At 48.1% G+C, this 24,027-nt stretch carries 21 protein-coding genes; 17 read left to right on the top strand and 4 right to left on the bottom strand.

Features of this window, described 5'->3' with window-relative positions:
* Positions 1–6 precede the first annotated feature (6 nt).
* The 3 genes from A8140_RS19690 to A8140_RS19680 form a co-directional block, all read right to left on the bottom strand.
* Positions 7–1,611: a carboxyl transferase domain-containing protein gene (locus A8140_RS19690; protein ID WP_038862756.1), complete on the bottom strand. Its 1,605-nt coding sequence runs from the start codon at positions 1,609–1,611 to the stop codon at positions 7–9.
* A gap of 21 nt (positions 1,612–1,632) precedes the next feature.
* On the bottom strand, positions 1,633–2,802 hold the full coding sequence (locus A8140_RS19685; protein ID WP_005532295.1) for an isovaleryl-CoA dehydrogenase: 1,170 nt from the start codon (positions 2,800–2,802) through the stop codon (positions 1,633–1,635).
* A 112-nt stretch (positions 2,803–2,914) separates the two neighbouring features.
* The gene (locus A8140_RS19680; protein ID WP_005431432.1) at positions 2,915–3,298 is read right to left on the bottom strand and encodes a MerR family transcriptional regulator; all 384 of its coding nucleotides are present in this window, start codon (positions 3,296–3,298) and stop codon (positions 2,915–2,917) included.
* 301 nt (positions 3,299–3,599) lie between these two features.
* On the opposite strand from A8140_RS19680, the gene A8140_RS19675 reads away from it, so the two are divergent.
* The 13 genes from A8140_RS19675 (at position 3,600) to A8140_RS19615 (ending at position 18,021) form a co-directional block, all read left to right on the top strand.
* Positions 3,600–4,811: a thiolase family protein gene (locus tag A8140_RS19675; protein WP_005532294.1), complete on the top strand. Its 1,212-nt coding sequence runs from the start codon at positions 3,600–3,602 to the stop codon at positions 4,809–4,811.
* 36 nt (positions 4,812–4,847) lie between these two features.
* Positions 4,848–6,341, top strand: coding sequence for a CoA-acylating methylmalonate-semialdehyde dehydrogenase (locus A8140_RS19670; RefSeq protein ID WP_005532293.1), 1,494 nt, complete (start codon positions 4,848–4,850; stop codon positions 6,339–6,341).
* 17 nt (positions 6,342–6,358) lie between these two features.
* Complete coding sequence (locus A8140_RS19665; protein WP_005532291.1) at positions 6,359–7,513, top strand: acyl-CoA dehydrogenase family protein; 1,155 nt, start codon at positions 6,359–6,361, stop codon at positions 7,511–7,513.
* Positions 7,514–7,581: 68 nt separating this feature from the next.
* A complete protein-coding gene (locus A8140_RS19660; protein WP_005532290.1) occupies positions 7,582–8,370 on the top strand; it encodes an enoyl-CoA hydratase in 789 nt (262 codons plus the stop codon).
* A gap of 8 nt (positions 8,371–8,378) precedes the next feature.
* Positions 8,379–9,503 (top strand): enoyl-CoA hydratase/isomerase family protein, encoded by a 1,125-nt coding sequence (locus A8140_RS19655; RefSeq protein ID WP_005532289.1) that lies wholly within the window; start codon positions 8,379–8,381, stop codon positions 9,501–9,503.
* An 11-nt stretch (positions 9,504–9,514) separates the two neighbouring features.
* Positions 9,515–10,420, top strand: coding sequence for a 3-hydroxyisobutyrate dehydrogenase (mmsB, locus tag A8140_RS19650; protein WP_005431546.1), 906 nt, complete (start codon positions 9,515–9,517; stop codon positions 10,418–10,420).
* 197 nt (positions 10,421–10,617) lie between these two features.
* Positions 10,618–11,376, top strand: a complete 759-nt coding sequence (locus tag A8140_RS19645) for an SDR family oxidoreductase (protein ID WP_005532288.1) — start codon at positions 10,618–10,620, stop codon at positions 11,374–11,376.
* Positions 11,377–11,957: 581 nt separating this feature from the next.
* Positions 11,958–12,839 (top strand): ubiquinol oxidase subunit II, encoded by an 882-nt coding sequence (gene cyoA, locus A8140_RS19640; RefSeq protein ID WP_080619528.1) that lies wholly within the window; start codon positions 11,958–11,960, stop codon positions 12,837–12,839.
* 5 nt (positions 12,840–12,844) lie between these two features.
* The gene (gene cyoB / locus A8140_RS19635) at positions 12,845–14,881 is read left to right on the top strand and encodes a cytochrome o ubiquinol oxidase subunit I (protein WP_005532284.1); all 2,037 of its coding nucleotides are present in this window, start codon (positions 12,845–12,847) and stop codon (positions 14,879–14,881) included.
* Entirely contained in the window at positions 14,871–15,470 is a 600-nt protein-coding gene (cyoC, locus tag A8140_RS19630) for a cytochrome o ubiquinol oxidase subunit III (protein ID WP_005431496.1), read from the top strand. Before cyoB ends, cyoC begins: the two co-directional genes overlap by 11 nt.
* The gene (cyoD, locus tag A8140_RS19625; RefSeq protein WP_005532283.1) at positions 15,470–15,781 is read left to right on the top strand and encodes a cytochrome o ubiquinol oxidase subunit IV; all 312 of its coding nucleotides are present in this window, start codon (positions 15,470–15,472) and stop codon (positions 15,779–15,781) included. The genes cyoC and cyoD overlap by 1 nt, the downstream gene beginning before the upstream one ends.
* 8 nt (positions 15,782–15,789) lie before the next feature.
* Entirely contained in the window at positions 15,790–16,662 is an 873-nt protein-coding gene (gene cyoE, locus A8140_RS19620) for a heme o synthase (protein WP_005532282.1), read from the top strand.
* 264 nt (positions 16,663–16,926) lie between these two features.
* Positions 16,927–18,021, top strand: a complete 1,095-nt coding sequence (locus A8140_RS19615) for an NADH:flavin oxidoreductase (protein ID WP_005532281.1) — start codon at positions 16,927–16,929, stop codon at positions 18,019–18,021.
* Between the two features lie 76 nt (positions 18,022–18,097).
* Here the strand turns inward: A8140_RS19615 and A8140_RS19610 are convergent, their stop codons facing one another.
* The gene (locus tag A8140_RS19610; RefSeq protein WP_005532280.1) at positions 18,098–18,994 is read right to left on the bottom strand and encodes a LysR family transcriptional regulator; all 897 of its coding nucleotides are present in this window, start codon (positions 18,992–18,994) and stop codon (positions 18,098–18,100) included.
* 155 nt (positions 18,995–19,149) lie between these two features.
* Here A8140_RS19610 and A8140_RS19605 point away from each other — a divergent pair, with 155 nt between their 5' ends.
* From A8140_RS19605 to A8140_RS19590, 4 genes are all read left to right on the top strand, one after another.
* Entirely contained in the window at positions 19,150–19,548 is a 399-nt protein-coding gene (locus A8140_RS19605) for a RidA family protein (protein ID WP_005431596.1), read from the top strand.
* A gap of 93 nt (positions 19,549–19,641) precedes the next feature.
* A complete protein-coding gene (locus A8140_RS19600) occupies positions 19,642–21,102 on the top strand; it encodes an aldehyde dehydrogenase family protein (protein ID WP_005532279.1) in 1,461 nt (486 codons plus the stop codon).
* A gap of 67 nt (positions 21,103–21,169) precedes the next feature.
* A complete protein-coding gene (locus A8140_RS19595; protein WP_005532277.1) occupies positions 21,170–22,159 on the top strand; it encodes a membrane dipeptidase in 990 nt (329 codons plus the stop codon).
* A gap of 146 nt (positions 22,160–22,305) precedes the next feature.
* The gene (locus A8140_RS19590; RefSeq protein WP_414826150.1) at positions 22,306–23,874 is read left to right on the top strand and encodes a BCCT family transporter; all 1,569 of its coding nucleotides are present in this window, start codon (positions 22,306–22,308) and stop codon (positions 23,872–23,874) included.
* The last annotated feature ends 153 nt before the right edge of the window (positions 23,875–24,027 follow it).

The raw sequence follows: 24,027 nt of genomic DNA, 5'->3' as shown, positions 1-24,027 counted from the left end.
ACATTGCTACATTCTGAATATGCCAAAGTTGCTGTCAGGAATTGGAGCATTGAGCGATGCTCTTAACGCTTGAGCTAACACCTGACGCGTTTCTTTCGGGTCGATGATGCCGTCATCCCACAAACGTGCGCTGGCGTAGTAGGGATGCCCCTGAGACTCATACAAGTCTACGATAGAATCTCGGAATGCACTTTCTTCTGGTTCTGGCCAGTCTTCACCTTGGCGCTTTTTCACTTCTCGCCGTACTTGAGTGAGCACGCCCGCGGCTTGTTCTCCGCCCATTACCGAGATTCGTGCGTTCGGCCACATCCACATCATGGTTGGGTCATAAGCGCGACCGCACATGCCGTAGTTGCCTGCGCCGTAAGAGCCGCCAATAATCACGGTGAACTTGGGTACGTCCGCACAGGCGACTGCCATCACCAGTTTTGCGCCGTGTTTGGCAATGCCTTCCGCTTCAAGCTTTTTGCCGACCATAAAACCAGTGATGTTTTGCAAAAAGAGTAGGGGAATTTTGCGTTTGGCACACAGCTCAATAAAGTGCGCGCCTTTCTGTGAGGACTCTGAAAACAAGATGCCGTTGTTTGCCACAATGCCAATCAAATTGCCGTGGATTCGAGCGAAACCACACACTAAAGTCTTGCCATAAAGCGCCTTGAACTCGTCAAAGTCTGAGTCGTCGACCACGCGAGCGATGATCTCTCGAACATCAAAAGACAAGCGAAGGTTCGCATTGACGATGCCGTACATCTCTTCGGCGTCGTAACGCGGTGGCAAGACGGTTTTGTCGCTTTGAACGGGGATTGATTGATTAGTATTTGAGATGGCTTCGCGCGCAAGCTTTAATGCGTGCTGGTCATTTTCTGCATAGTAATCGGCAACGCCAGACTTGCGACAGTGCACATCGGCACCGCCAAGTTCTTCATCGGTGACAATTTCACCCGTAGCGGCTTTTACTAGCGGTGGACCTGCCAAGAAGATGGTGCCTTGTTCTTTGACCATAATGGAAACGTCCGACATGGCTGGTACATAAGCGCCACCAGCGGTACAAAGCCCCATCACCACTGCAACTTGAGGAATACCCTGGGCCGACATTCTGGCTTGATTGAAGAAAATACGTCCGAAGTGCTCTTTGTCAGCAAACACTTCTGCTTGGTGAGGGAGGTTCGCCCCCCCAGAATCCACCAGATAGACGCAAGGCAGTTCGCAACGTTGGGCGATCTCTTGAGCGCGCAGATGTTTTTTCACCGTGAGTGGGTAATAGGTGCCGCCTTTCACTGAAGGGTCGTTGGCGATCACCATGCATCGAATGCCTTCAATGGTGCCAATGCCGGCAACCACACCAGCGCATGGAATTGACTCTTCGTAGACGTTCCAAGCGGCAAATTGTCCGACTTCAAGAAACTCGCTGCCTTCATCCAAAAGGAGCGTGACGCGCTCACGGACGGGCAGCTTTCCTTTCAGGCGTTGGCGGTCGATAGCTTTCTGTCCGCCACCCTGTTTGATGGCTTTGATATTGGCATTGAGGTTGTTCACCAACTCGGTCATGACCGCTTTGTTCGACAAGAACAGCTCGTCGGTTGGCTTGGTTTTACTTTTAATGATTGCCATTGTGACTTCCTTGTCGGTGGTTTAGCGAGACTCTTCGAACAGCTCTCGTCCAATTAACATGCGGCGAATTTCAGAGGTGCCAGCGCCAATCTCATACAGTTTGGCGTCGCGTAGAAAGCGCCCGGTTGCGTATTCGTTGATGTAGCCGTTACCGCCCAACAGCTGAATAGCATCGAGGGACATTTGCGTGGCGAGTTCGGCGCTGTAAAGGATCACGCCAGCGGCATCTTTACGTGTGCATTCACCTCGGTCGCATGCGGCAGCGACGGTATAAACGTAAGCTTTGGCGGCGTTCATGCGTGAATACATGTCAGCAAGCTTTCCTTGTACCAGTTGGAACTCACCAATGGATTTGCCGAACTGTTTGCGGTCATGCACATACGGAACCACTTCGTCCATGCAGGCTTGCATGATGCCAAGCGGGCCGGCGGCTAGTACCACGCGTTCGTAATCTAAGCCACTCATTAACACTTCAACACCACGGTTTAATTCACCCAACACATTTTCTTTGGGCACGACACAATCTTGGAACACTAATTCACAGGTGTTGGAGCCGCGCATACCAAGTTTGTCGAGCTTCTGTGCATGGCTAAAGCCTTCAAACTCTCGCTCAATAATGAAAGCGGTGATACCACGAGAGCTACCATTGGGATCGGTTTTCGCGTAGACCACTAAGGTGTCGGCATCGGGCCCGTTGGTGATCCACATTTTGTTGCCGTTCATCAGATAGTGATCGCCTTTGTCTTCAGCACGAAGCTGCATGCTAACCACATCAGAACCTGAGTTCGGCTCACTCATGGCTAGTGCGCCAACGTGAGAACCGTCGATGAGTTTAGGTAAGTATTTTTCTCGTTGAGCAGGGGAGCCATTGCGAAAGATTTGGTTAACACAAAGGTTGGAATGTGCGCCGTAACTGAGCGCGACAGATGCCGAAGCTCGGCTGACCTCTTCCATCGCAACAACATGAGCAAGGTAGCCCATACCTGCACCACCGAACTCTTCGTCGACGGTCACGCCGAGCAAACCCATTTCACCAAACTTGGACCACAAATGATTGGGGAATTGGTTGTCGCGGTCGATGTCTGCGGCGATGGGGGCGATATGCTCGGTGGCAAACGCGTTGACGTGGTCTCGGAGCATATCGATGGTTTCACCAAGGCCAAAGTTGAGTGGGGTGTAGCTGCTTTTCATAACATTTCCCTGTTGCGAGTACTGCGGTTGTTAGTACGGATAAGGTTCGAGTTACACTGCTTGGGCTTGGAAATTATGGTTGTTATTGTTTTTATTGCTCAATAACTTAGAGCTATTGGCTGTTAGTTTTATTGTTGCTCAGCGCTTGCTTACATCGCTCTTTGGCGGTTTCTAGTTCGTTCATCACGACGCTAATGTCGTCGAGTTGTTGCTGTAAGTGTGCTTGTTTTTCATCAATGATGGTCAACATTTTGAGCAGTTGCCCATCGCTTTGCTGGGTATCGTACAGCTCGAACAATTCTCGAATTTCTGCAAGTGAAAAGCCCAATCGCTTGCCACGTAAAATCAGCTTGAGACGGATCTTGTCTCTACGTTGGTATACGCGAATATTGCCTTTTCGTTCTGGCTCTATCAGCCCGACATCTTCGTAAAAACGAATGCTTCGGGTGGTAATGTCGAACTCCTTGGCGAGGTCACTGATCTTGTATTTATCCACTCGGCTTGTCCCTCTGAGTAAAAGTTTTGGCTTCTTAAAATCCCGTCATGCTTTTATCTGAAAGGCCTGGTATCGGTCTTCGTACAAAACAGGAGTAAAAATTATTTTGTTATTAACGTGTTTCTTTACGTTTACGTAAATGTTAGTGCTATGCTTACGTAAACGTCAAGGAATCACAGTGCGAAAATTCATTGCTTTATGAGAGGCTGGAGTGACAACACACTTCGTGTGAACGCTCCGTGGTAGCAGGTGTGAAGGATGAGTTGTTGAACTGTGAGTTATCGTCAAAAGGGACGAAATCATGGGAAACGACATCTGGATTGTCAGTGCAAAGCGAACGCCAATTGGGCGTTTTCAAGGTCAATTACAAGGATATTCAGCGCCTCAATTAGGGGCATTTGCCATCAAATCGGCAGTGGGTGCGAGCGGGATTAGCCAAGTCGATGAAGTCTATATGGGCTGCGTATTACCAGCAGGGTGCGGGCAAGCTCCAGCCAGACAAGCGGCGCTAGGTGCAGATCTTCCGCTAACCACAGGCTGTACCACCATCAACAAAGTATGTGGATCGGGAATGAAGAGCGTCATGCTGGCTCACGATCTCATCAAAGCGGGTAGTATTCGAAGTGCTATTGCTGGTGGGATGGAAAGCATGACCAACGCACCGTATCTGCTCAAAGAAGCTCGCAACGGCATGCGAATGGGTCATCAATCTACCTACGACCACATTTTCCTCGACGGTCTTCAAGATGCGTATGAAGGGCATTTGATGGGAGTCTATGCGCAGAAAACGGCTGACCGTTCTGAGTTTACCCGTGAGCAAATGGATGAATGGGCGATCCTATCCGCGACAAGAGCATTGGAAGCGCAAGAGCAGCGTCTGTTTGACGATGAAATCTCGCCGATAGAAATCACGACACGTCATAACACTTCAATTCTGGATTACGACGAGCATCCTCGCTCGATTAAGCTCGACAAAATTCCTCAACTCAAACCTGCTTTTGATAAGAACGGCTCGGTGACCGCAGCAAACTCTAGTGCGATTTCTGACGGGGCTGCAGCGTTAGTATTAATGGATTCTCAAGTCGCACAGCATCAAGGCTTAACGCCATTAGCAATCATCAAAGGGCACTCAACCCACGCCAGAAAGCCTGCTGAATTTACCCTCGCCCCTGTTTTTGCAATAGAGCAGTTGTTATCTCAACTCGACTGGTCAGTAGACGAGGTCGATCTTTGGGAGATCAACGAAGCGTTCGCCGTTGTCACACAAATCGCGGTACGCCAACTGGGCATCGATAAAGGCAAAGTAAACATCAAAGGCGGTGCGTGTGCGCTTGGGCATCCAATTGGTGCAAGTGGTGCTCGTATCTTGGTGACTCTCATTCATAGTCTACGCCAACTGCAAACGCTTGGTGTAGATGGTGACAACAACAATAAAAAGGTGATGCGAGGTGTTGCATCACTGTGTATCGGTGGTGGTGAAGCCACTGCTATTGGTATCGAGATACCGCTTTAATTCCAATTATCAAATAACGTAAAGAAGGACTAGATTATGACTCGCACGGTTCCCTTATTCATCGATGGTGAGTTTCGTGAATCTCAAGCAACGGATTGGGTAGAAGTCACAAACCCTGCTACCAATGAAGTGATTGCGCGCTTGCCGTGTGCTACGGATGAAGAGATGCACGCGGCAATTGAAAGTGCAAAAGCCACCTTTACCTGTTGGAAAGATGTCGCCGTTTCTGAGCGCGCTCGCTTGATGCTGCGCTATCAACATCTACTTAAAGAACATCATGATGAATTGGCGACGCTACTTTCTCACGAAACAGGCAAGATCTTTGCGGATGCCAAAGGGGACGTATGGCGTGGTATTGAAGTTGTCGAGCAAGCTGCCAATATTGCCAGCAATATGATGGGAGAAACCGTCGAGAACGTTGCGACCGATATCGACAGTTATTCGCTGATCCAACCGCTTGGGGTGTGCTGTGGTATTACGCCGTTTAACTTCCCCGCCATGATCCCTTTGTGGATGTTCCCAATTGCGATTGCGAGCGGTAATACCTTTGTTCTTAAACCTTCTGAGCAAGTGCCTCTCACGTCAATTCGCTTGGCTGAACTTTTCGAAGAAGCGGGTGCACCAAAAGGTGTGCTACAAATCGTGCACGGTCGTAAAGAGCAGGTCGATTTGCTGCTGAAACATCCCGATATCCAAGCCGTTTCTTTCGTTGGTTCTGTACCCGTAGCGCAATACATTTACACCACAGGCACACAGAACTTCAAACGTGTTCAGGCCTTTGCTGGCGCGAAAAACCATATGGTAGTGATGCCAGATGCGAACAAAAACCAAGTGGTGAACAACTTAGTTGGCTCTTCGGTTGGTGCGGCAGGGCAACGTTGTATGGCGATATCTGTCGCTGTGTTTGTAGGTAGTTCGAAAGAGTGGATTGCCGACCTAAAGCAAGAAATGGCGAAAGTGCATCCCGGCGCTTGGGATGACGAAAATGCCGCTTACGGTCCTTTGATTAGCGCACAAGCAAAACAGCGTGTGCTTGGTTTGATTGAAGAAGGCAAACAACAAGGGGCGGTGTGTGAACTTGATGGTAGCCAATGTGAAGTGGAAGGCTTCCCAGAAGGTAACTGGGTCGGTCCGACTTTATTCAGTGGCGTCGCTACCGAGATGTCGATTTACACCCAAGAAATCTTCGGGCCTGTTTTGGTGTGTATTGAGGTCGACACGTTACAAGAAGCGATAGAGCTCGTGAATCGCAACCCATACGGCAACGGCACTTCCATCTTCACTGCGAATGGTGCGGCGGCGAGAAAGTATCAACATGAGATTCAAGTCGGGCAGGTAGGTGTGAACGTGCCGATTCCCGTGCCTTTGCCATTCTTCTCGTTTACGGGTTGGCGCGGCAGCTTTTACGGTGATTTGCACGCCTACGGCAAACAAGCGGTGCGCTTCTACACAGAGACCAAAACCGTGACGGCTCGTTGGTTTGATGATGATATCCCAACCGGTCCAAACTTGACTATTAATTTGCGCTAACGAAGTAAGGAGATCATATGGATTTTGAACTCAACGAAGATCAACGTATGTTTGCCGACACCGCGCAGCAGTTTGCGGCAGAGCGTTTAGCGCCAATGGCAGCAGAGTGGGATGAGAAACAAATCTTCCCCAAAGACATTCTACGAGAGGCAGGAGAGCTTGGCTTCTTGAGCCTCTACACACCAGAAGAACAAGGCGGTTTGGGCTTAAGCCGTTTGGATGCGTCTGTCATCTTCGAGCAACTCTCGATGGGGTGTACGTCTACCACCGCATTTATGACCATTCACAACATGGTGACTTGGATGGTTGCGAGCTTTGCTAGCGAAGAGGTAAAAGACGCGTTCTGCCCTAAACTTATTACGGGTGACTTTCTCGGTTCTTACTGTTTAACCGAGCCAAACGCAGGTTCGGACGCGGCATCTCTAGCGACTTCTGCAACTAAACAAGGCGATAACTACATACTCAACGGCGGCAAAACCTTTATCTCTGGCGCAGGCGATACCGACGTTTTAGTCGTGATGGCGAGAACCGGCGATGCAGGTGCGAGAGGCGTATCCGCGTTTGTTGTCCCCGCCGATGCAGATGGCATTAGCTACGGACGTAAAGAGCCGAAAATGGGCTGGAACAGTCAGCCAACACGCGCGGTAACGTTCGACAATGTTTCTATTCCTGCGTCACATTTGCTCGGGGAAGAAGGGCAAGGGTTTGTGTTCGCCATGAAAGGTTTGGATGGCGGACGCATCAACATTGCGACCTGCTCTATCGGTACGGCTCAGCAAGCGTTGAATCAAGCGGCGCAGTACATGCAAGAACGTAAACAGTTCGGCAAATCATTAGCTCAATTCCAAGCATTGCAGTTCAAACTGGCAGACATGGCAACCGAGCTTGTCGCTGCTCGCCAACTGGTGCGGTACGCCGCTAGCAAGTTAGACCGAGGTGACCCAGACGCCACGACTTATTGTGCCATGGCAAAACGCTTTGCTACCGATGTCGGCTTTCAAGTCTGTGATCAAGCGCTGCAACTTTACGGTGGCTATGGTTACATCAAAGAATACCCAATGGAACGCTATTTCCGTGATGTTCGAGTGCACCAAATCTTGGAAGGCACCAATGAGATCATGCGTTTGATCATCGCACGTCGATTGCTCGCAGAGGAGTCGGCATTGTTATAGACGCAACGCCAAGCTCTGCTTTTATTCATAAAACTCAGGTCATTTTCATCAAGAAAGGATTCAGAGATATGTCATTACCAGAACAACAAGCGATTCAACACACCATCAGCAATCACGTTGCGGTGGTGACCATGAACAACTCGCCTGCCAATACTTGGACGTCAGAAAGTTTAACGGCATTAAAGGAATTGGTGCTTGCGTTAGACGACAACAAAGACGTTTACGCTCTAGTGCTCACAGGGAATGGTGAGAAGTTTTTCTCGGCTGGTGCAGACCTCAAGTTGTTTGCCGATGGCGATAAAGCGGTTGCGTTAGAGATGGCGCGGATCTTTGGTGAAGCCTTTGAAACGCTGTCTGCATTTCGAGGGGTTTCCATCGCGGCCATCAACGGTTATGCCATGGGAGGCGGATTGGAAGTCGCATTGGCGTGTGATATTCGCGTGGTGGAAGAGCAAGCCGTGCTGGCACTGCCAGAGGCGAAAGTGGGCTTACTGCCTTGTGCTGGTGGTACGCAAAACCTAACCGCATTGGTCGGTGAAGGTTGGGCGAAACGCATCATATTGTGCGGTGAACAAGTCGGTGCAGCACAAGCGCGAGAACTTGGGTTAGTAGAAGAAGTGGTGGAAAAAGGTGTAGCGCTGAATAAAGCCATTGAGCTTGCAGAATCGGTTGCCAATCAATCGCCGTCTTCGGTAACTGCATGTAAAGCGCTTATCCAAAACATGCGTTCAGCGCCACTCAAACATGGTCTGATTAAAGAGCGAGAACTGTTTCTAAACTTATTCGATACCGAAGATCAAACCGAGGGGGTTCGTGCCTTCTTGGAAAAACGTAAACCCAACTGGAAGAATCAATAGGAGGTCGCATGACAGGGAAAGTAACCATTAGCGAAATAGATTGCTTAGACGGCGTGCACCGAATTGGTATCGCGACGTTAGACAACACGGCTTCTTTGAATGCGTTGACTTACGACATGTTGGCGGAGCTCAACGACCAACTTATCGAATGGCAAGATGACCCTGATTTGGTTTGTGTCATCCTCAATGGGGCGGGCGAAAAAGCGTTTTGTGCAGGGGGCGATGTACGAACCATGTACCATGTCATGCACGAGAAAAGCAAAGAAGAAACTGCCGAATTCTGCTCTAACTACTTCTCGCTCGAATACGAGTGTGACTACCTGATTCATACCTACCAAAAGCCAATCATTGGCTGGGGTGAGGGCATTGTGATGGGCGGAGGTATGGGCTTGTTTATGGGCACTAGCCACAGGGTTGTTACCCTTAAATCTCGTCTTGCGATGCCAGAGATCAATATCGGGCTTTATCCAGACGTGGGTGGCACTTGGTTCTTAAGCCAAATCGACCCAGAAGTAGGTTTGTTCTTAGGACTGACTGGCGCAATAGTGAATTCAAGTGACGCTGTCACTGTTGGTTTGGCAGAATGGTTACTGTTGGAAGAGCAATATCCGGCATTGCTTGAAGAATTGAAGCAAGTAGCTTGGGGTTCTGCCGATGCCAAATCGCTAGTCAGCGCGTTACTTCAATTAATGGAAGAGGAAGTTATCGACAGTAAACCAACCACGCAAATCTGCCCGTATCTCGACCAAATTAAAGAAGCCTGCAAAGGTTCAGATTTAAATCAGATTGCCCAACGCATTCAAGCAATAGAAGGCGGCACTCAATGGCTTGAGATCGCGCAAAAGTCATTTGCCTCGGGCAGTCCGATCACCGCGCATATCTGCTTTAGACAAGTCAAAGAGTACCACCGTTTATCGTTGGCGGATTGTTTCCGTCTAGAGCTAACCTTGTCAGTTCGTAGCGCACTACTCGGTGAGTTTGAAGAGGGCGTGCGCTCTCGATTAGTTGATAAAGACGGCAATCCAAAATGGATGTTTAACAGCGTCAGTGAAGTCGATGAAAGCGTCATCGACACCTTGTTTACTTCTCTTTGGTCAGAAGAGGAACATCCACTTGCACAGCTAGGAAAATAAGGAGAAACAACATGAGTACCATCGCATTTATTGGCTTGGGCAACATGGGCAGTCCAATGGCACAAAACCTATTGGCGTCAGGGTTTCATGTGCAAGTGTTCGATGTGGATGTGAACGCCGCGAAGCAACTCGAACCGTTTGGCGCAGTGGTTGCTAGTACCTTAGAAGAAGCCGTGGATGGCGCTGGTACGGTGATCACCATGCTACCTGCAGGTGCACACGTGCGTGCGGTGTATTTGGGGGATTTACATGGTGGTGTTGGTTTGCTCAACATTGTGCAGGACAATGCATTGCTGATTGACTGTTCGACCATTGATCCAGATTCTGCTCGTTTGGTGGCGAACGAAGCACAGAACAAACGATTGTTGTTTGTTGATTCTCCTGTCTCAGGCGGCGTGGCAGGCGCAAAAGCGGCAACGCTGACCTTTATTGTTGGCGGTTCGGACGAAGCATTCTCCAAAGCCAATGCGATCTTGCGATACATGGGTAAAAACGTATTCCACGCAGGGAAAGCAGGCGATGGTCAGATGGCGAAGATCTGTAACAACCTGATGCTGGGCATTTTGATGTCGGGAACTTGCGAAGCGCTCAATCTTGGTATTGATCACGGACTTGATCCGAAAGTCTTATCCAACATCATGCTGCAAAGCTCAGGTCGAAACTGGGCGTTAGAACTTTATAACCCATGTCCCGGAGTGATGGACTCTGCACCGGCGAGTAATCAATACAACCCTGGTTTTATGAGTAAGCTGATGTTGAAAGATCTTGGCTTAGGTTTGGATGCGGCGCTGCAAACTAACTCTTCTGTTCCGATGGGCTCTTTGGCTCGTAATCTTTATGCATTCCACAATGCCAGCGGTCATGCGGAACTCGATTTCTCAAGCTTGTTTGAATTCTATAAGAACCAGAAGGGCTAAAAGAGAGATTCCCTATCACGCTCGTTCCTCGCTGTAGGGAATGACGGTTTTGGCGAGGCTACGACTGCCATTCACCTGATCTGGACGAGCTCGATAGTTTCTAAAAAGATAGTTTCTAAGTAAATAGGTTCTAGGCAAACAGTTTGTTACTAGACAAGCTTTTGAACATGGAAGTCATCCAGTAATGGAGTACAGATATGGACTTAAAAAACAGTGTCATTGCAATCACAGGGGCGGGACAAGGGTTAGGACAGATGATGGCGGTCAGCCTTGCTCAAGCGGGCGCAGATTTAGCCCTACTTGACGTGAACGAAACCGGGCTTCTGAATACTCAAGAGCAATGCCGAATGCTCAGTGCCAAGGCGCTGATTTACCGACTCGATGTTACCAATGAATCTGAAGTGGAAGAAACCTTTGACGAGATTATCCAAGACTTTGGGCAGCTAAACGGCTTAGTTAATAACGCAGGCATTTTGCGAGATGGATTGTTAGTCAAAGCCAAAGAAGGTGAGATCACCAAGATGTCGCTTGAGCAGTTCAACCTAGTGATGAACGTCAACGTCACAGGCACCTTCTTATGTGGTCGAGAAGCGGCAGTCAAAATGATCGAAAGTGGCTCGAAAGGGGCCATCATTAACATCTCGAGCGTCGCAAGAGCGGGCAATATTGGGCAAACCAATTATTCTGCATCGAAGGCTGCCGTTGCGACCATGGCAACAACATGGGCAAGAGAGCTTTCCAGATACGGTATCCGTGCTGCGGCCATTGCCCCCGGTGTTATCAAAACCGCTATGGCGGACCAAATGAAGCCAGAAGCCATAGACCGACTGCAAAAGATGATACCTGTCGGAAGGATGGGGGAGACAAGTGAGATTGCTCATGCCGTAAAATACATTCTCGAAAACGACTATTTCACTGGGCGGGTGCTCGAAGTGGATGGCGGGATAAGAATGTAAACAAAGAGCCGATTATGGCTCTTTTTTGATTCTGATGGTTCAGCTCTCAAGTTATCGACGTTTTTATCATTCAATGTGTCAATGTTTTACTGGTGGCCTTACTAATTTGTCAAATGCCATGTAAATAGTATGTGAATTCATAACTATGATGCTTGTCACGCTTTATTTAATTCGTACTTTCTAATGTAGTGCTCGGCGTATTTTCTAATGCGTGACTAAACATGTCACCTTTTCTTCTTCATTGATCCTTTCAGTACAAGGCTTCAGTCCTGAAGCACGTAAATATTGTGTGTCTTTTTTTGTCTTCATTGCCTAATGCTTTGTTTCGTAAATGGAATGTTAGTTTCCATTTGTGTCTGGTGAGGTTTCTCCTTTCTCTCCCCATAATGCGGTCGAATGTAACAATGTATTTCAAAGTGTAACAATAAACTCACGTTGTGAGTGTGGTTTTAACCATCAAGCAACTTGATGTTCCTACTAAGAAGTCCATTGCTGCACAAGCTCAACACAAAAATATTCTAATGACCAAGACAACCAATTACAGGGCTTGCTCTGTTATTGGCTAACCATCGAGAAAGTTAATGGAAGCTTCAAGATATACACGCATCTTATCGAGGATAAGTTTGGTGGCGACCATCCTTATGCTCGCAGGGTGTAACTCTGCTCTACTTGACCCGAAAGGTAGTATTGGCGTTCAGGAGAAAGAGCTGATCATCACAGCCCTTCTACTGATGCTGATTGTCGTGATCCCTGTGATTCTTATGACAATCTACTTTGCTTACCGCTACCGTGAGTCAAATACAGGCGAGGAGTACGCGCCGGATTGGTCGCATTCGACCAAGATCGAAGTGGTGGTATGGACTATTCCAATCATCATCATCGCGATTCTAGCCGCCATCACTTGGCGCTCTACTCATGATTTAGAGCCATCTAAGCCAATCGAAAGTGATGTTAAACCGATCACCATTGAAGTGGTGTCGCTCGACTGGAAATGGCTATTCATTTACCCAGAAGAGAACATTGCGACAGTTAACTACGTGGCATTCCCTAAAGATGTTCCTGTTCAGTTCAAACTGACGTCGGACAACATCATGAACGCGTTCTTCATCCCACGTTTGGGAACACAGATTTACGCAATGCCTGGCATGGTGACCAAGCTGAACCTGATTGCTAATCACACTGGTGATTACAAAGGTTTTGCTTCTAACTACAGCGGTGAAGGCTTCTCTCAAATGAAGTTCACAGCATCGGCAATGGAAGATCGCACGGCATTCCTAAAGTGGGTGCAACAAGTGAAAGCTAGCCCAGATCGTATTGAAGACTGGGAGCAATTCCGCTCGCTTGCATCACCAACGGTGGCTGAGCCTGTGAAGCTGTTCTCTAGCGTTCCACCATTTTTGTTCACCGACGTCGTGACCCAGCATCCGGGTTCAATGAACTGTTTGCCGGAAAATCTAGGATAATCGCAATGTTTGGAAGATTAACACTTGAATCAATCCCTTATCACGAGCCGATTATCGTCGTCACTCTAGCGGTGATCGCGATCGTTGGTTTGGCTGTCGTTGCGGCGATAACCAAAGCGGGTAAGTGGCAATACTTATGGAATGAATGGTTTACTTCAGTAGACCACAAAAAATTAGGCTTTATGTACATCGCTGTGGCAATGGTGATGTTGATTCGTGGCTTTGCTGATGCGGTCATGATGCGTAGCCAACAGCTGCTTTCTGCGGCAGGTGAGACCGGTTATCTACCACCACATCACTACGATCAAATCTTTACTGCCCACGGCGTAATCATGATTTTCTTCGTGGCGATGCCGTTGGTTATTGGTTTGATGAACATCATCGTACCGCTGCAAATTGGTGCGCGTGACGTGGCATTCCCTTACTTAAACAACCTGAGTTTCTGGTTGTTTGTTGTGGGTGTGATCCTAACCAACATGTCACTTGGCTTAGGTGAGTTTGGTCGTACTGGTTGGTTGGCGTATCCGCCACTGTCTGGTATCGAAGCAAGCCCAGGAGTCGGGGTAGACTATTGGATATGGGCACTGCAAATATCTGGTGTGGGTACCACGCTGACGGGCGTGAACTTCTTCGCAACCATCTTGCGCATGCGTACACCGTCTATGCCAATGATGAAGATGCCAGTGTTCACGTGGGCGTCCCTGTGTGCCAACATCCTAATCATTATTTCATTCCCAATCCTTACGGTAACCATCGCGCTACTGACATTGGATCGCTACATCGGTACACACTTCTTCACCAATGATCTTGGTGGCAACGTAATGATGTACGTGAACTTGATTTGGGCATGGGGTCACCCAGAAGTATACATCTTGATCTTGCCTATCTTTGGTGTGTTCTCTGAAGTAACCGCAACGTTCTCACGAAAGAAACTGTTTGGTTATACCTCTCTAGTATGGGCGACCATCGTTATTACGATTTTGGCGTTCGTCGTTTGGCTGCATCACTTCTTCACCATGGGCTCAGGTGCGAATGTGAATGCGTTCTTCGGCATCGCCACCATGATTATCTCTATCCCTACCGGGGTGAAGATCTTCAACTGGCTATTCACCATGTACAAAGGTCGAATCCGCTTTACCACTCCGATGATGTGGACGGTTGGCTTCCTAATTACCTTCTCTGTAGGTGGTATGACGGGCGTACTAATGGCAGTGCCAGGCGCGGACTTTGTTCTGCACAACTCAGTGTTCCTGATTGCGCACTTCCATAACGTAATCATCGGTGGTGTGGTATTCGGTTGTTTCGCTGCGATCACATACTGGTTCCCGAAAGCAACTGGCTTCACCATGAACGAAACATGGGGCAAACGTGCATTCATTTGCTGGATTGTCGGTTTCCTAATGGCGTTCCTACCACTGTACGCGCTGGGCTTTATGGGTATGACGCGTCGTCTAAGCCAAGATCTGAACCCAGAGTACTTCCCACTGTTGGCAGTTGCCGCAGCGGGTACGGCAGTGATTGCGCTTGGCGTGGCTTGTCAGTTCATTCAAATCTACGTGAGTGTTCGTGACCGTGAGCAAAACCGTGACCTAACGGGTGACCCGTGGGGCGGTCGTACTTTCGAGTGGGCGACTTCTTCACCACCGCCGTTCTACAACTTCGCGCACCTACCAAAAGGCGACGTTCTAGATGGGTTCTGGTACCAAAAACAGAGTGGCGAATTCGATCCAACCAAAGAAGTGGAATACGAGCGTATCCATATGCCGAAGAACACACCAACAGGTATCTACGTATCTGCATGGGCATTGGTGTTTGGCTTCGCGATGATTTGGTACATCTGGTGGCTAGCAGCAGCAAGCTTTGTTGGCATCATCGTGACTTGTATTCAACACAGCTACAACGACGATGTGGATTACTACGTTGAAGTTGAAGAAATCAAAGCGATTGAAGCGGAGCGTCGAGCTCAACTTGAAGAAGCGAAGAAAAACGAAGTGAAAGACAACGAGAAAAAAGACGATCTGGAGGTGACGTATGCAAGCTAATGTAGCCGCTCACGACCACGATCATCACCATGACTCGGCCGGCAACAAGTTGTTTGGTTTCTGGGTTTACCTAATGAGTGACTGTGTATTGTTTGCGACCTTGTTTGCAACCTACGCAGTACTTGAAAGTGGCTCTATCGCGGGCCCAACAGGTAAAGATATCTTTGAACTGCCGTTCGTATTTGTAGAAACCATGTTGCTACTGTTTAGTAGTATCACGTTTGGTTTCGGCATGATTGCGATGAAGCGCAAAGATGTCGCAGGCCTAAAACGTTGGTTAAAAGTAACCTTCTTGCTTGGTCTTGGCTTCATCTGTATGGAAGTGTATGAGTTCCATCACCTAATTGAAGAAGGTTACGGACCGCAAGAAAGTGCGTTCCTGTCTGCGTTCTTTACTTTGGTGGGCACACACGGTTTGCACGTGACCTTTGGTTTGATCTGGCTGGCGGTGGGTTACCACCAGCTATCAACTAAGGGCCTAAACGACAACATGTCGATGCGGTTCCAGTGTCTAAGCTTGTTCTGGCACTTCCTAGACATCGTTTGGATTTGCGTATTCACCATCGTTTACTTACTGGGGGTTATGTAATGGAAAACCATCTAGATACCGGTGCTTCTGATTACGTAAAAGGCTTTATCGCGTCGCTGATCCTGACGGTGATTCCTTTCTACTGTGTGTGGGCGCAAGTGCTGCCAGATACTACGACTTATGCCGTGTTATTTGGTTGTGCGCTTGTTCAGATCTTCGTGCACTTTAAGTACTTCCTGCATATGGAAGTGAAAACACCAGAAGGCCAATGGAACTTCGTTTCACTGATGTTTACCGCCATTGTTGTTTTGATTCTTATCGCAGGTTCGATTTGGATCATCTACAACATGAACGTCAACATGAAGTTGTAGGCTAGGGTATGCTGAAAAGATATTTGTCTATTACCAAACCGGGCATCATTTTCGGCAACCTGATTTCTGTTGCGGCGGGGTTCTTCCTCGCCGCAAAATCAGAACCAGCGAGCTTTCTGTTGTTATTGACAACGTTAGTTGGCGTGGGGCTTGTAATTGCATCAGGATGCGTGGTGAATAACATCTTTGACCGCGATATCGATCAAAAGATGAAGCGCACGCAAAACCGCGAATTGGTGATGGGTAACATCAATACCGACGCGGCTTTTGTTTATGCTTTAGTATTGTTGCTTAACGGAACGGCGCTGCTATTCCAAGTGGTGAATCCGCTTTCGGCCGTGGTTGTACTCTTGGGTTACGTGTTTTATGTCTTCTTTTACACTATGTGGTACAAGCGAAATTCAGTTTACGGCACCTTAGTTGGCAGTATTTCCGGCGCAGTTCCTCCTTTGGTTGGTTACCTAGCCGTGACCAACTACATTAGCTTGGAAGCTACATTGCTGTTCGTCATGTTTTGTCTGTGGCAAATGCCGCACTCTTACGCGATTGCTATGTTCCGCATGCAAGATTACCGTGATGCAGGCATTCCAGTGCTTCCTGTTAAAGAAGGGATTGCTAAAGCGCATCAGCATATGAAAGCGTACGTGGTTGCTTTTGGCGTGGTTGCTATCGGGCTGTTTATGCTAGGTGAAGCAGGTTACGAGTACTTAGCCGTTTCGGCGGCGGTGTGTTTTATGTGGACACGTGTGACGTTCCAAAAAGTGGATTACAACAATTACATCCAGTGGTCTAAATCGGTGTTTAAGATGTCGTTATTGGTTGTCATGGGCATCAGCGGCGTACTTGGTCTGGAGTTGATTCCACTGCCGTTTATCCATTAAAGGAAAGTAAGTCTGAGTTAACGATTGATGCCATCAGCAGTGGTGACAAGAACAAAACCAATTAAAGCGGAATCGGTGATCTATCTCACCAAAACTTAATCCAGATTAAAGTTTTGCCGCGGTTTCGGCGGTAAGGTTTGCGTCGCTCATTGCAATGAACAGAAATTCAGAGAAGGAACAGCCATGCTTTGTGTATCGCTGTTCCTTTTTCATTTCTGCTCGGTAGTGATGTATCTAAAAAGACAGATTTTAAGAGGATTGGACTTGAGCATTTTGTTTTCAGAAGCCCGCATTGGCAACATGACACTAAAGAACCGCTTTGTACGAAGTGCAACGTGGGAAAATATGGCAACGGAAGACGGTCACATGACCGAGAAACTGTACGACATTTATGAAGAACTCGCCAAGGGTGAAGTGGGGCTGATCGTTACTGGCTACGCGAACATCGTAGAAGAAGAAAAGCCGAACGCAGGCATGATGGGGATCTACAATGACTCTTTCATCGATGGATACAAAAAGCTGACTGACCTTGTCCATGAGCATGATGCTAAGATTGTCATGCAGATCGCTTACGGCGGCACAAAAACGACCTTCAACGTTGGCGAGCGTGTGATTTTTGCTCCAAGTGAAGTGCCAGAGCGTGGCACCAAAACGGAAGGCAAAGCGATGACTCAAGATGAGATTGACTACATTGTTAAAGCATTTGCGCTAGCGAGCAAGCGTGCACAAGCTTCTGGCTTTGATGGTGTAGAAATCCACGCGGCGCATACTTATTTGATCAACCAGTTCTTGAGCCCATATTACAACCGTCGCGAAGACCAATACGGCGGTAGCCTTGAGAACCGCATGCGTTTCCTTATGGAGATCTATGCCGAAACACGCAAGCTAGTTGGTGATGATTTCCCGATTCTGGTTAAGCTGACAGCAACAGAATTCTTCGATGGCGGTTTGACGTTCGATGAAACGCGCATTGTGTGTAAGAAGCTAGAAGAAGTGGGCGTGGATGCGATCATTGTATCGGGTAACATTCACGGCAACGCAAGCACCATGGTCGGTGAATCGTTCGATGGTTACACGCTACAAGAAGAAGGTTACTTCCACGAATACGGCCAAGTGATCAGCCAAGATGTGAACGTACCTGTGATTACCGTAGGTGGCTTAAACGACTTCTGTGCGATCGAAGACTTGGCTGAGAATACCAAGATTCAATTCTTCGCGCTTTCTCGTCCGTTATTGGCAGAGCCGCAATTGTTCAAGCGCTGGAAAGACGGTAACCGCGCCGAAGTGGACTGCGAACGTTGTTCTAAGTGTCGCACCAAGCGTGGTAACTTCTGCGTGGTTTACAAGCGCAGAAAGTAGTGCGTTCTGGCTCATGAAATTTTAAAAAGCCCCTGATGCTTATCGTGTCAGGGGCTTTTTTAGTTGTGAGTTATGCCTATGTAGTTTCTACTTCTTCTTGGTAGTTCAAGTAATGAATGCACAAGTCATGAAACGCTTTTGCCTGAGGGGAGATGGTTCTGTCCGTCAGAGTAAAGATGCCAACCTGTCTTTCCAAAGGTGGATCGATCAGCGGAATCCAAACCAGTCGAGTTTCGTTGGTCGGGAACGCTAACTTAGGCAAGGTAGTGACACCAATACCGAGCTCCAGAACGGAGAACAAAGATGTGATGTTCTCAACGGAATATAAAGCCTGTTCACTGAGCGCGCGTGCAGGAGTGGGATCGAGTAGGGTACACGTGCCGTTTCGAATAAAGGGCTGTTCTAATAAGGTCTGCCATTCAATACCCCCGGGGTGTTGGGCAATAGGGTTGTCCTTCAAACACACCACGCCAATTGGATCGGATATCAATGGAGTAAATTCAATACCGCCTTCATCTAAATGTGATGGGTTTCCTAACGCTAAATCGACCTCGCCTGATAAAAGACGGGCTTCGACCCCTGCTGCGTTATCATCAATTAGGCTGACCTCGACGTTAGGGTATTGTTCACAAAATGCGCCCAAAACACTTGGAATGAGCTTAGCAGCAACAGAAGGGACACTGGCAATTCGTACTCGACCTTGCTGTCCAGCAGCGGCTGCTTTTAAGTCGTTGTTCAGTGCGTGATAGATATTAAGAAACTGGATGATCTTGGGTAAGCAGATTTCACCAAAGGGCGTGAGTTTAGATTTATTGCCCGTTTCAAACAGCGTTTGACCGAGGTTTTTTTCCAGTTCTTTGATCGACGTCGACAGTGCAGCTTGAGAGCGGTTTGCTCTATGTGAGGCCGCCCTAAAACCGCCTTCCTCGACCACCATCACAAAATGCTTTAATTGTTGAAGTTTGATACTCATCGTGAAACCCCTGCAACCCCTTTATTTATTGAAATCTTCATAAGGTGATAGATTTTTCTTATCAAATGTAAAAAATTTACCGTTCGATTTATCGCCTGTCAATGTGCAGTATTTAACTATCTTGAAACAAGGTTGTTACAAAGGTTGAAAGGCACGTGAATACTTCTACGAAAAAATACCCAGTCAAAACGGCACTATTTGCTTCTAAAGCACCACTAGAGTGGGCCATCGTCAACAATGGCACGTTATACACGGCGCAAATCCCAATCGATGATACGGGCGCGGTCGTGGAAGGTGGCATCGAAGCGCAAACACGCCAAACCTTTAATAATCTAATTCACACCCTTGAGTGTGCGGGTGAGTCGCTTGATTCAGTTCTACAAGTGCTGATTTATGTGACGGATCGCGAGTATCTAAAAACGGTAAATCAAGTGTATGCGGAATACTTTGAAGCGCCTTATCCAAACCGCGCAGCCATGGTTGTCGCAGGTCTTGCCCGTGAAGAAATGCTGGTCGAGTTTGTGGTTTACGCCTCAGCGAACCAGCCAGAGTAAAGAACAAAAACACACAGCCAAGTTTGGCGTATTAAGTGAGATGAATGAGCTGGTGGAAGACCACTAGACGTCAGGAAGAACAAGGACAGAGCAATGACTTTTATCAATAATGTTCAAGCAGAAAAATCCCTCTACATTGCCGGTGAATGGCAATCTGGCATCAACACGATTGCAAACATCAACCCTTCAGACATCAGTGAAAATTTAGGCGACTTTGCTCAGGCGAGCGAAGCGCAAGTCGAACAAGCGATTCAGGCCGCGAAAATTGCGCAGCCAGAGTGGGAAAAAACACCAATTGAGCGTAAACAAGCAGTATTACAAGCGATTGGTGATGAGTTGATTGCTCGTTGTGACGAGCTTGGTACATTGCTTTCACGCGAAGAAGGCAAACCATTTGCAGAAGGTCGAGGCGAAATCTACCGAGCTGGACAATTCTTCCAATACTTTGCGGCTGAAGTGCTGCGTCAAATTGGCGATAACGCTGCTTCTGTCCGTCCAGGGGTTTCCGTCGAGGTTACTCGTGAAGCTGTAGGTGTTATCGCCATTATTTCTCCTTGGAATTTCCCAACTGCGACTGCTGCTTGGAAAATCGCACCAGCCCTTGCGTTTGGTAACAGTGTGGTTTGGAAGCCAGCGAACTTAACACCAGCAAGTGCCGTTGCACTGACTGAGATTATCCATCGACAAGGCTTACCAGCAGGTACATTTAACCTAGTGCTTGGCAGTGGTTCGCAAGTGGGCAACACCCTAATTAATTCGAAAGACGTAAACGGTGTGAGCTTTACTGGGTCTGTTGATACGGGTCGTAAAGTCGCAGCAGCGACAGCGCCAAACTTCGTTCGCTGTCAGTTAGAAATGGGCAGTAAGAACGCACTTGTGGTTGCCGATGATGCCGATATTCAAATCGCTGTTGAAGCGACGATTGCAGGTTCTTTCTCTGGCGCAGGTCAGAAGTGTACGGCTTCATCTCGTTTAGTGGTGATGGATGGTATTCACGATGCGTACGTTGAAGCACTGATCAAACGAATGAGCGAGCTTAAAGTTGGCCACGCATTAGAAGAAGGCATCTTCATGGGACCAGTGGTGGATGGCAACCAGTTGGAAGCGAACTTCGATTGGATCGAGAAGGCACGTCAAAGTGGTGCAGAGTTGGCATTCGGTGGCGAGCGATTAAACCTGAAACATGAAGGCTTCTACATGTCGCCAACTCTGTTCCTTAACACGCAAAACAGCTGGGAAGTGAACCAAGAAGAAGTGTTCGCGCCGATGGCAAGTGTGATTCGAGTTTCTGATTTGGATGAAGCCATTGCCGTGGCGAACGATACTCGCTTTGGTTTGACGGGCGGCATCATCACACAAAGCCTTCGTAACAGCGCCATCTTCAAACAGCAGGTACAAACAGGTTGTGTGATGGTCAACCTACCAACCGCAGGAACGGATTACCACGTACCGTTTGGCGGTCGTAAAGAGTCGAGCTTTGGTCCACGCGAGCAAGGTCAGTATGCGAAAGAGTTCTACACCGTGGTGAAAACCGCTTATCAACGTCCTTACTAAGTGAAATAGGGCAGCCGTGGATTCCGCTGCCCAACCTTAAAGGCTCATTAACGTTTAAGGAGTGGTTATGTACCAACAACGGATTGTGATTGATGGATTGCAGTACTGCAATTGGGATAGAGAGTACTTTCAGACACTAAAAGCCAGCGGCATCACCGCTATGCATGCAACGATCGTTTATCACGAAAATGCACGAGAAACGTTAACCCGCTTTGCTGAATGGAATCTTCGCTTCGAGCAAAACGCAGATCTCATCATGCCAATTCATTCCATGGCCGATGTCGAGAAAGCGAAGACAGAAGGAAAAGTTGGGGTCTTCTTTGGTGCGCAAAATTGTTCTCCAATTGATGATGAAATTGGCCTGATTGAAGTCATGCGTCGCCAAGGTTTGTTGATCATGCAGCTGACGTACAACAACCAAAGCTTGTTAGCGACAGGATGCTATGAGCAGAACGACTCTGGTGTCACTCGCTTTGGTAAACAGGCCATCGAAGAGATGAACCGTGTTGGGATGATCATCGACATGTCACACAGTGCAGAGCGCTCGACATTGGAAGCGATTGATCTTTCTTCCCGCCCTATTTGCATCAGCCACGCAAACCCAACGTTTGCCCATGACGCTCTGCGTAATAAATCTAACAACGTTATCAAAGCACTGACGGAACGCGGTGGTTTGATTGGCTTTAGTTTGTACCCGTTCCACCTGCCCAATGGTAGCCAATGCACGCTTGATGATTTTTGCCAAATGGTCGCCAAAACGGCCGACTTGTTTGGTGTGGAGCATCTGGGTATTGGCAGCGACCTTTGCTTGAACCAGCCACAGCAAGTCCTTGAATGGATGCGTAATGGCCGTTGGTCGAAAGCGATGGATTATGGTGAAGGTTCGGCAAGTAATTCTGGTTGGCCCGATGCACTGCCTTGGTTTAGTGGTAGCAAGGGTATGGAGAATATTTACAACGGCCTAATGCGTCACGGGTTCAGCGAATCTGAGGCAGGAAAAATACTGGGTGAGAACTGGTTTAACTTTTTGAAAGAAGGGCTGGAGGCCAAGTTATAAGTTGTAACCCGAACAAGGAATAGCCCGCCACCAATACAATAATAAGGCGGGCGTTAAAGTCACTTTTTGTAGCCGTTAAGGCAGCTGCAATAAACCTCTGGAGTCAGAGCATGTCTGATCTAACCAATAGCATGAAAGCTTCTACGATGAGCGTGTCATCAAAGAAGCCACAAGCAAAACACAACGACATTTCAGCAACAGAAAACGCACCGGATAAGCTGGGGCTCAGTAACCCAGCACTTTGGTACAGTGGCGGCTTTATCGCACTTTTCGTGGCCGTTGCGCTTTATGATGGCGAACTGTTATCTACATTGGTAAACACAGGATTTGCATGGGCGGTGAACGTCTTCGGCCCATATTGGCAACTACTGCTTCTTCTCACTTTTCTTATTGGTCTTGGCTTGGCTGCAGGGCGAACAGGCAAGGTGATTTTAGGTGGTACAACCAAGCCTGAAATGGACGGTTTTCGCTGGATGGCGATCATCTTCTGTACCTTACTCGCCGGTGGTGGCGTGTTTTGGGCGGCAGCAGAACCAATCGCACATTATGTCAGCCCACCACCTTTGTATGGTGCACAAGATAATCCACAGCAGGGCGCCGTCAACGCACTATCACAATCCTTCATGCACTGGGGTTTCCTCGCTTGGGCTATTGTTGGTAGCTTAACGTCTATCGTGGTAATGCATCTACATTACGACAAAGGCTTACCACTCAAGCCTCGAATTCTGCTCTACCCAGTATTGGGTGAGCGTGCACTGAAGGGCCAAATCGGCGCCTTGATTGATGCGTGCTGCATCATCGCGGTAGCGGCAGGCACTATTGGTCCAATCGGCTTTTTAGGTCTACAGGTTAGCTACGCGTTAAACGCTTTGTTTGATATTCCTGATGGGTTCACGACACAGCTGATCATTATTCTCTTTGCCATAGTACTTTACACGGTCTCTGCGCTAAGTGGCCTGAACCGTGGCATGCAAATGTTGAGTCGTTATAACGTTATCTTGGCGATTGCCCTAATGGCTTACATCCTGCTATTCGGTCCAACAGACTTTATTTTCAATGGTTACATTCAAGGCGTGGGCACCATGTTGGATAACTTCATCCCTATGGCGACTTACCGCGGTGATGAAGGTTGGTTGAGCTGGTGGACCGTATTCTTCTGGGGTTGGTTCCTAGGCTATGGGCCAATGATGGCCATCTTTATTGCTCGTATTTCACGTGGCCGTAGCATTCGCCAAATCATTACAACCATCAGTATTGTTGCACCATTGACGACCTGTTTCTGGTTCACGATTGTGGGTGGTTCAGGTCTGGCGTTTGAAATCGCGAACCCTGGTAGCGTGAGTTCGGCGTTTGAAGGCTTTAACTTGCCGGGAGCGCTGCTGGCCGTAACGCAACAACTGCCAATGCCGATGTTAGTTTCTATTTTGTTCCTAGTGTTAACGACCATTTTCATTGTGACCACAGGGGACTCGATGACTTACACCATCAGTGTCGTGGTCAGTGGTGAAACAGAGCCAAATGCCATCATTCGTACGTTCTGGGGTGTGGCGATGGGTGTTGTCGCGCTGATTCTGATTTCGCTTGGCTCGGGCGGTATTTCTGCTTTGCAATCCTTCATTGTGATCACGGCAGTGCCAGTCTCGTTAATCTTGTTGCCGTCACTATGGAATGCACCGCAGATCGCCATCAAGATGGCAAAAGAGCAGGGGTTATAAGTCGCTAGAAAGCGATAACCAATGGTTTAGAAACCGTACTTTAGAAACAATGGTTTAAAAACAATATTTTAAAAAACAATAACGTGGAGCTTGTGCGGGTTATAACCCTCCTACACCCGCACAAGTCTATATTCTTACAATAAAAAATAGGTG

Origin of the sequence: Vibrio campbellii CAIM 519 = NBRC 15631 = ATCC 25920 (assembly GCF_002163755.1) — a bacterium.
Taxonomy (GTDB): domain Bacteria; phylum Pseudomonadota; class Gammaproteobacteria; order Enterobacterales; family Vibrionaceae; genus Vibrio; species Vibrio campbellii.
This window is presented reverse-complemented; position numbering and strand designations above follow the sequence as displayed.

Bases quoted from the DNA above. Each gene is read 5' to 3' on its own strand.
- A8140_RS19690 (WP_038862756.1), bottom strand. From the start codon at position 1,611: ATGGCAATCATTAAAAGTAAAACCAAGCCAACCGACGAGCTGTTCTTG.
- A8140_RS19685 (WP_005532295.1), bottom strand. From the start codon at position 2,802: ATGAAAAGCAGCTACACCCCACTCAACTTTGGCCTTGGTGAAACCATC.
- A8140_RS19675 (WP_005532294.1), top strand. From the start codon at position 3,600: ATGGGAAACGACATCTGGATTGTCAGTGCAAAGCGAACGCCAATTGGG.
- A8140_RS19670 (WP_005532293.1), top strand. From the start codon at position 4,848: ATGACTCGCACGGTTCCCTTATTCATCGATGGTGAGTTTCGTGAATCT.
- A8140_RS19665 (WP_005532291.1), top strand. From the start codon at position 6,359: ATGGATTTTGAACTCAACGAAGATCAACGTATGTTTGCCGACACCGCG.
- A8140_RS19660 (WP_005532290.1), top strand. From the start codon at position 7,582: ATGTCATTACCAGAACAACAAGCGATTCAACACACCATCAGCAATCAC.
- A8140_RS19655 (WP_005532289.1), top strand. From the start codon at position 8,379: ATGACAGGGAAAGTAACCATTAGCGAAATAGATTGCTTAGACGGCGTG.
- mmsB (WP_005431546.1), top strand. From the start codon at position 9,515: ATGAGTACCATCGCATTTATTGGCTTGGGCAACATGGGCAGTCCAATG.
- A8140_RS19645 (WP_005532288.1), top strand. From the start codon at position 10,618: ATGGACTTAAAAAACAGTGTCATTGCAATCACAGGGGCGGGACAAGGG.
- cyoA (WP_080619528.1), top strand. From the start codon at position 11,958: ATGGAAGCTTCAAGATATACACGCATCTTATCGAGGATAAGTTTGGTG.
- cyoB (WP_005532284.1), top strand. From the start codon at position 12,845: ATGTTTGGAAGATTAACACTTGAATCAATCCCTTATCACGAGCCGATT.
- cyoC (WP_005431496.1), top strand. From the start codon at position 14,871: ATGCAAGCTAATGTAGCCGCTCACGACCACGATCATCACCATGACTCG.
- cyoD (WP_005532283.1), top strand. From the start codon at position 15,470: ATGGAAAACCATCTAGATACCGGTGCTTCTGATTACGTAAAAGGCTTT.
- cyoE (WP_005532282.1), top strand. From the start codon at position 15,790: ATGCTGAAAAGATATTTGTCTATTACCAAACCGGGCATCATTTTCGGC.
- A8140_RS19610 (WP_005532280.1), bottom strand. From the start codon at position 18,994: ATGAGTATCAAACTTCAACAATTAAAGCATTTTGTGATGGTGGTCGAG.
- A8140_RS19600 (WP_005532279.1), top strand. From the start codon at position 19,642: ATGACTTTTATCAATAATGTTCAAGCAGAAAAATCCCTCTACATTGCC.
- A8140_RS19595 (WP_005532277.1), top strand. From the start codon at position 21,170: ATGTACCAACAACGGATTGTGATTGATGGATTGCAGTACTGCAATTGG.
- A8140_RS19590 (WP_414826150.1), top strand. From the start codon at position 22,306: ATGAGCGTGTCATCAAAGAAGCCACAAGCAAAACACAACGACATTTCA.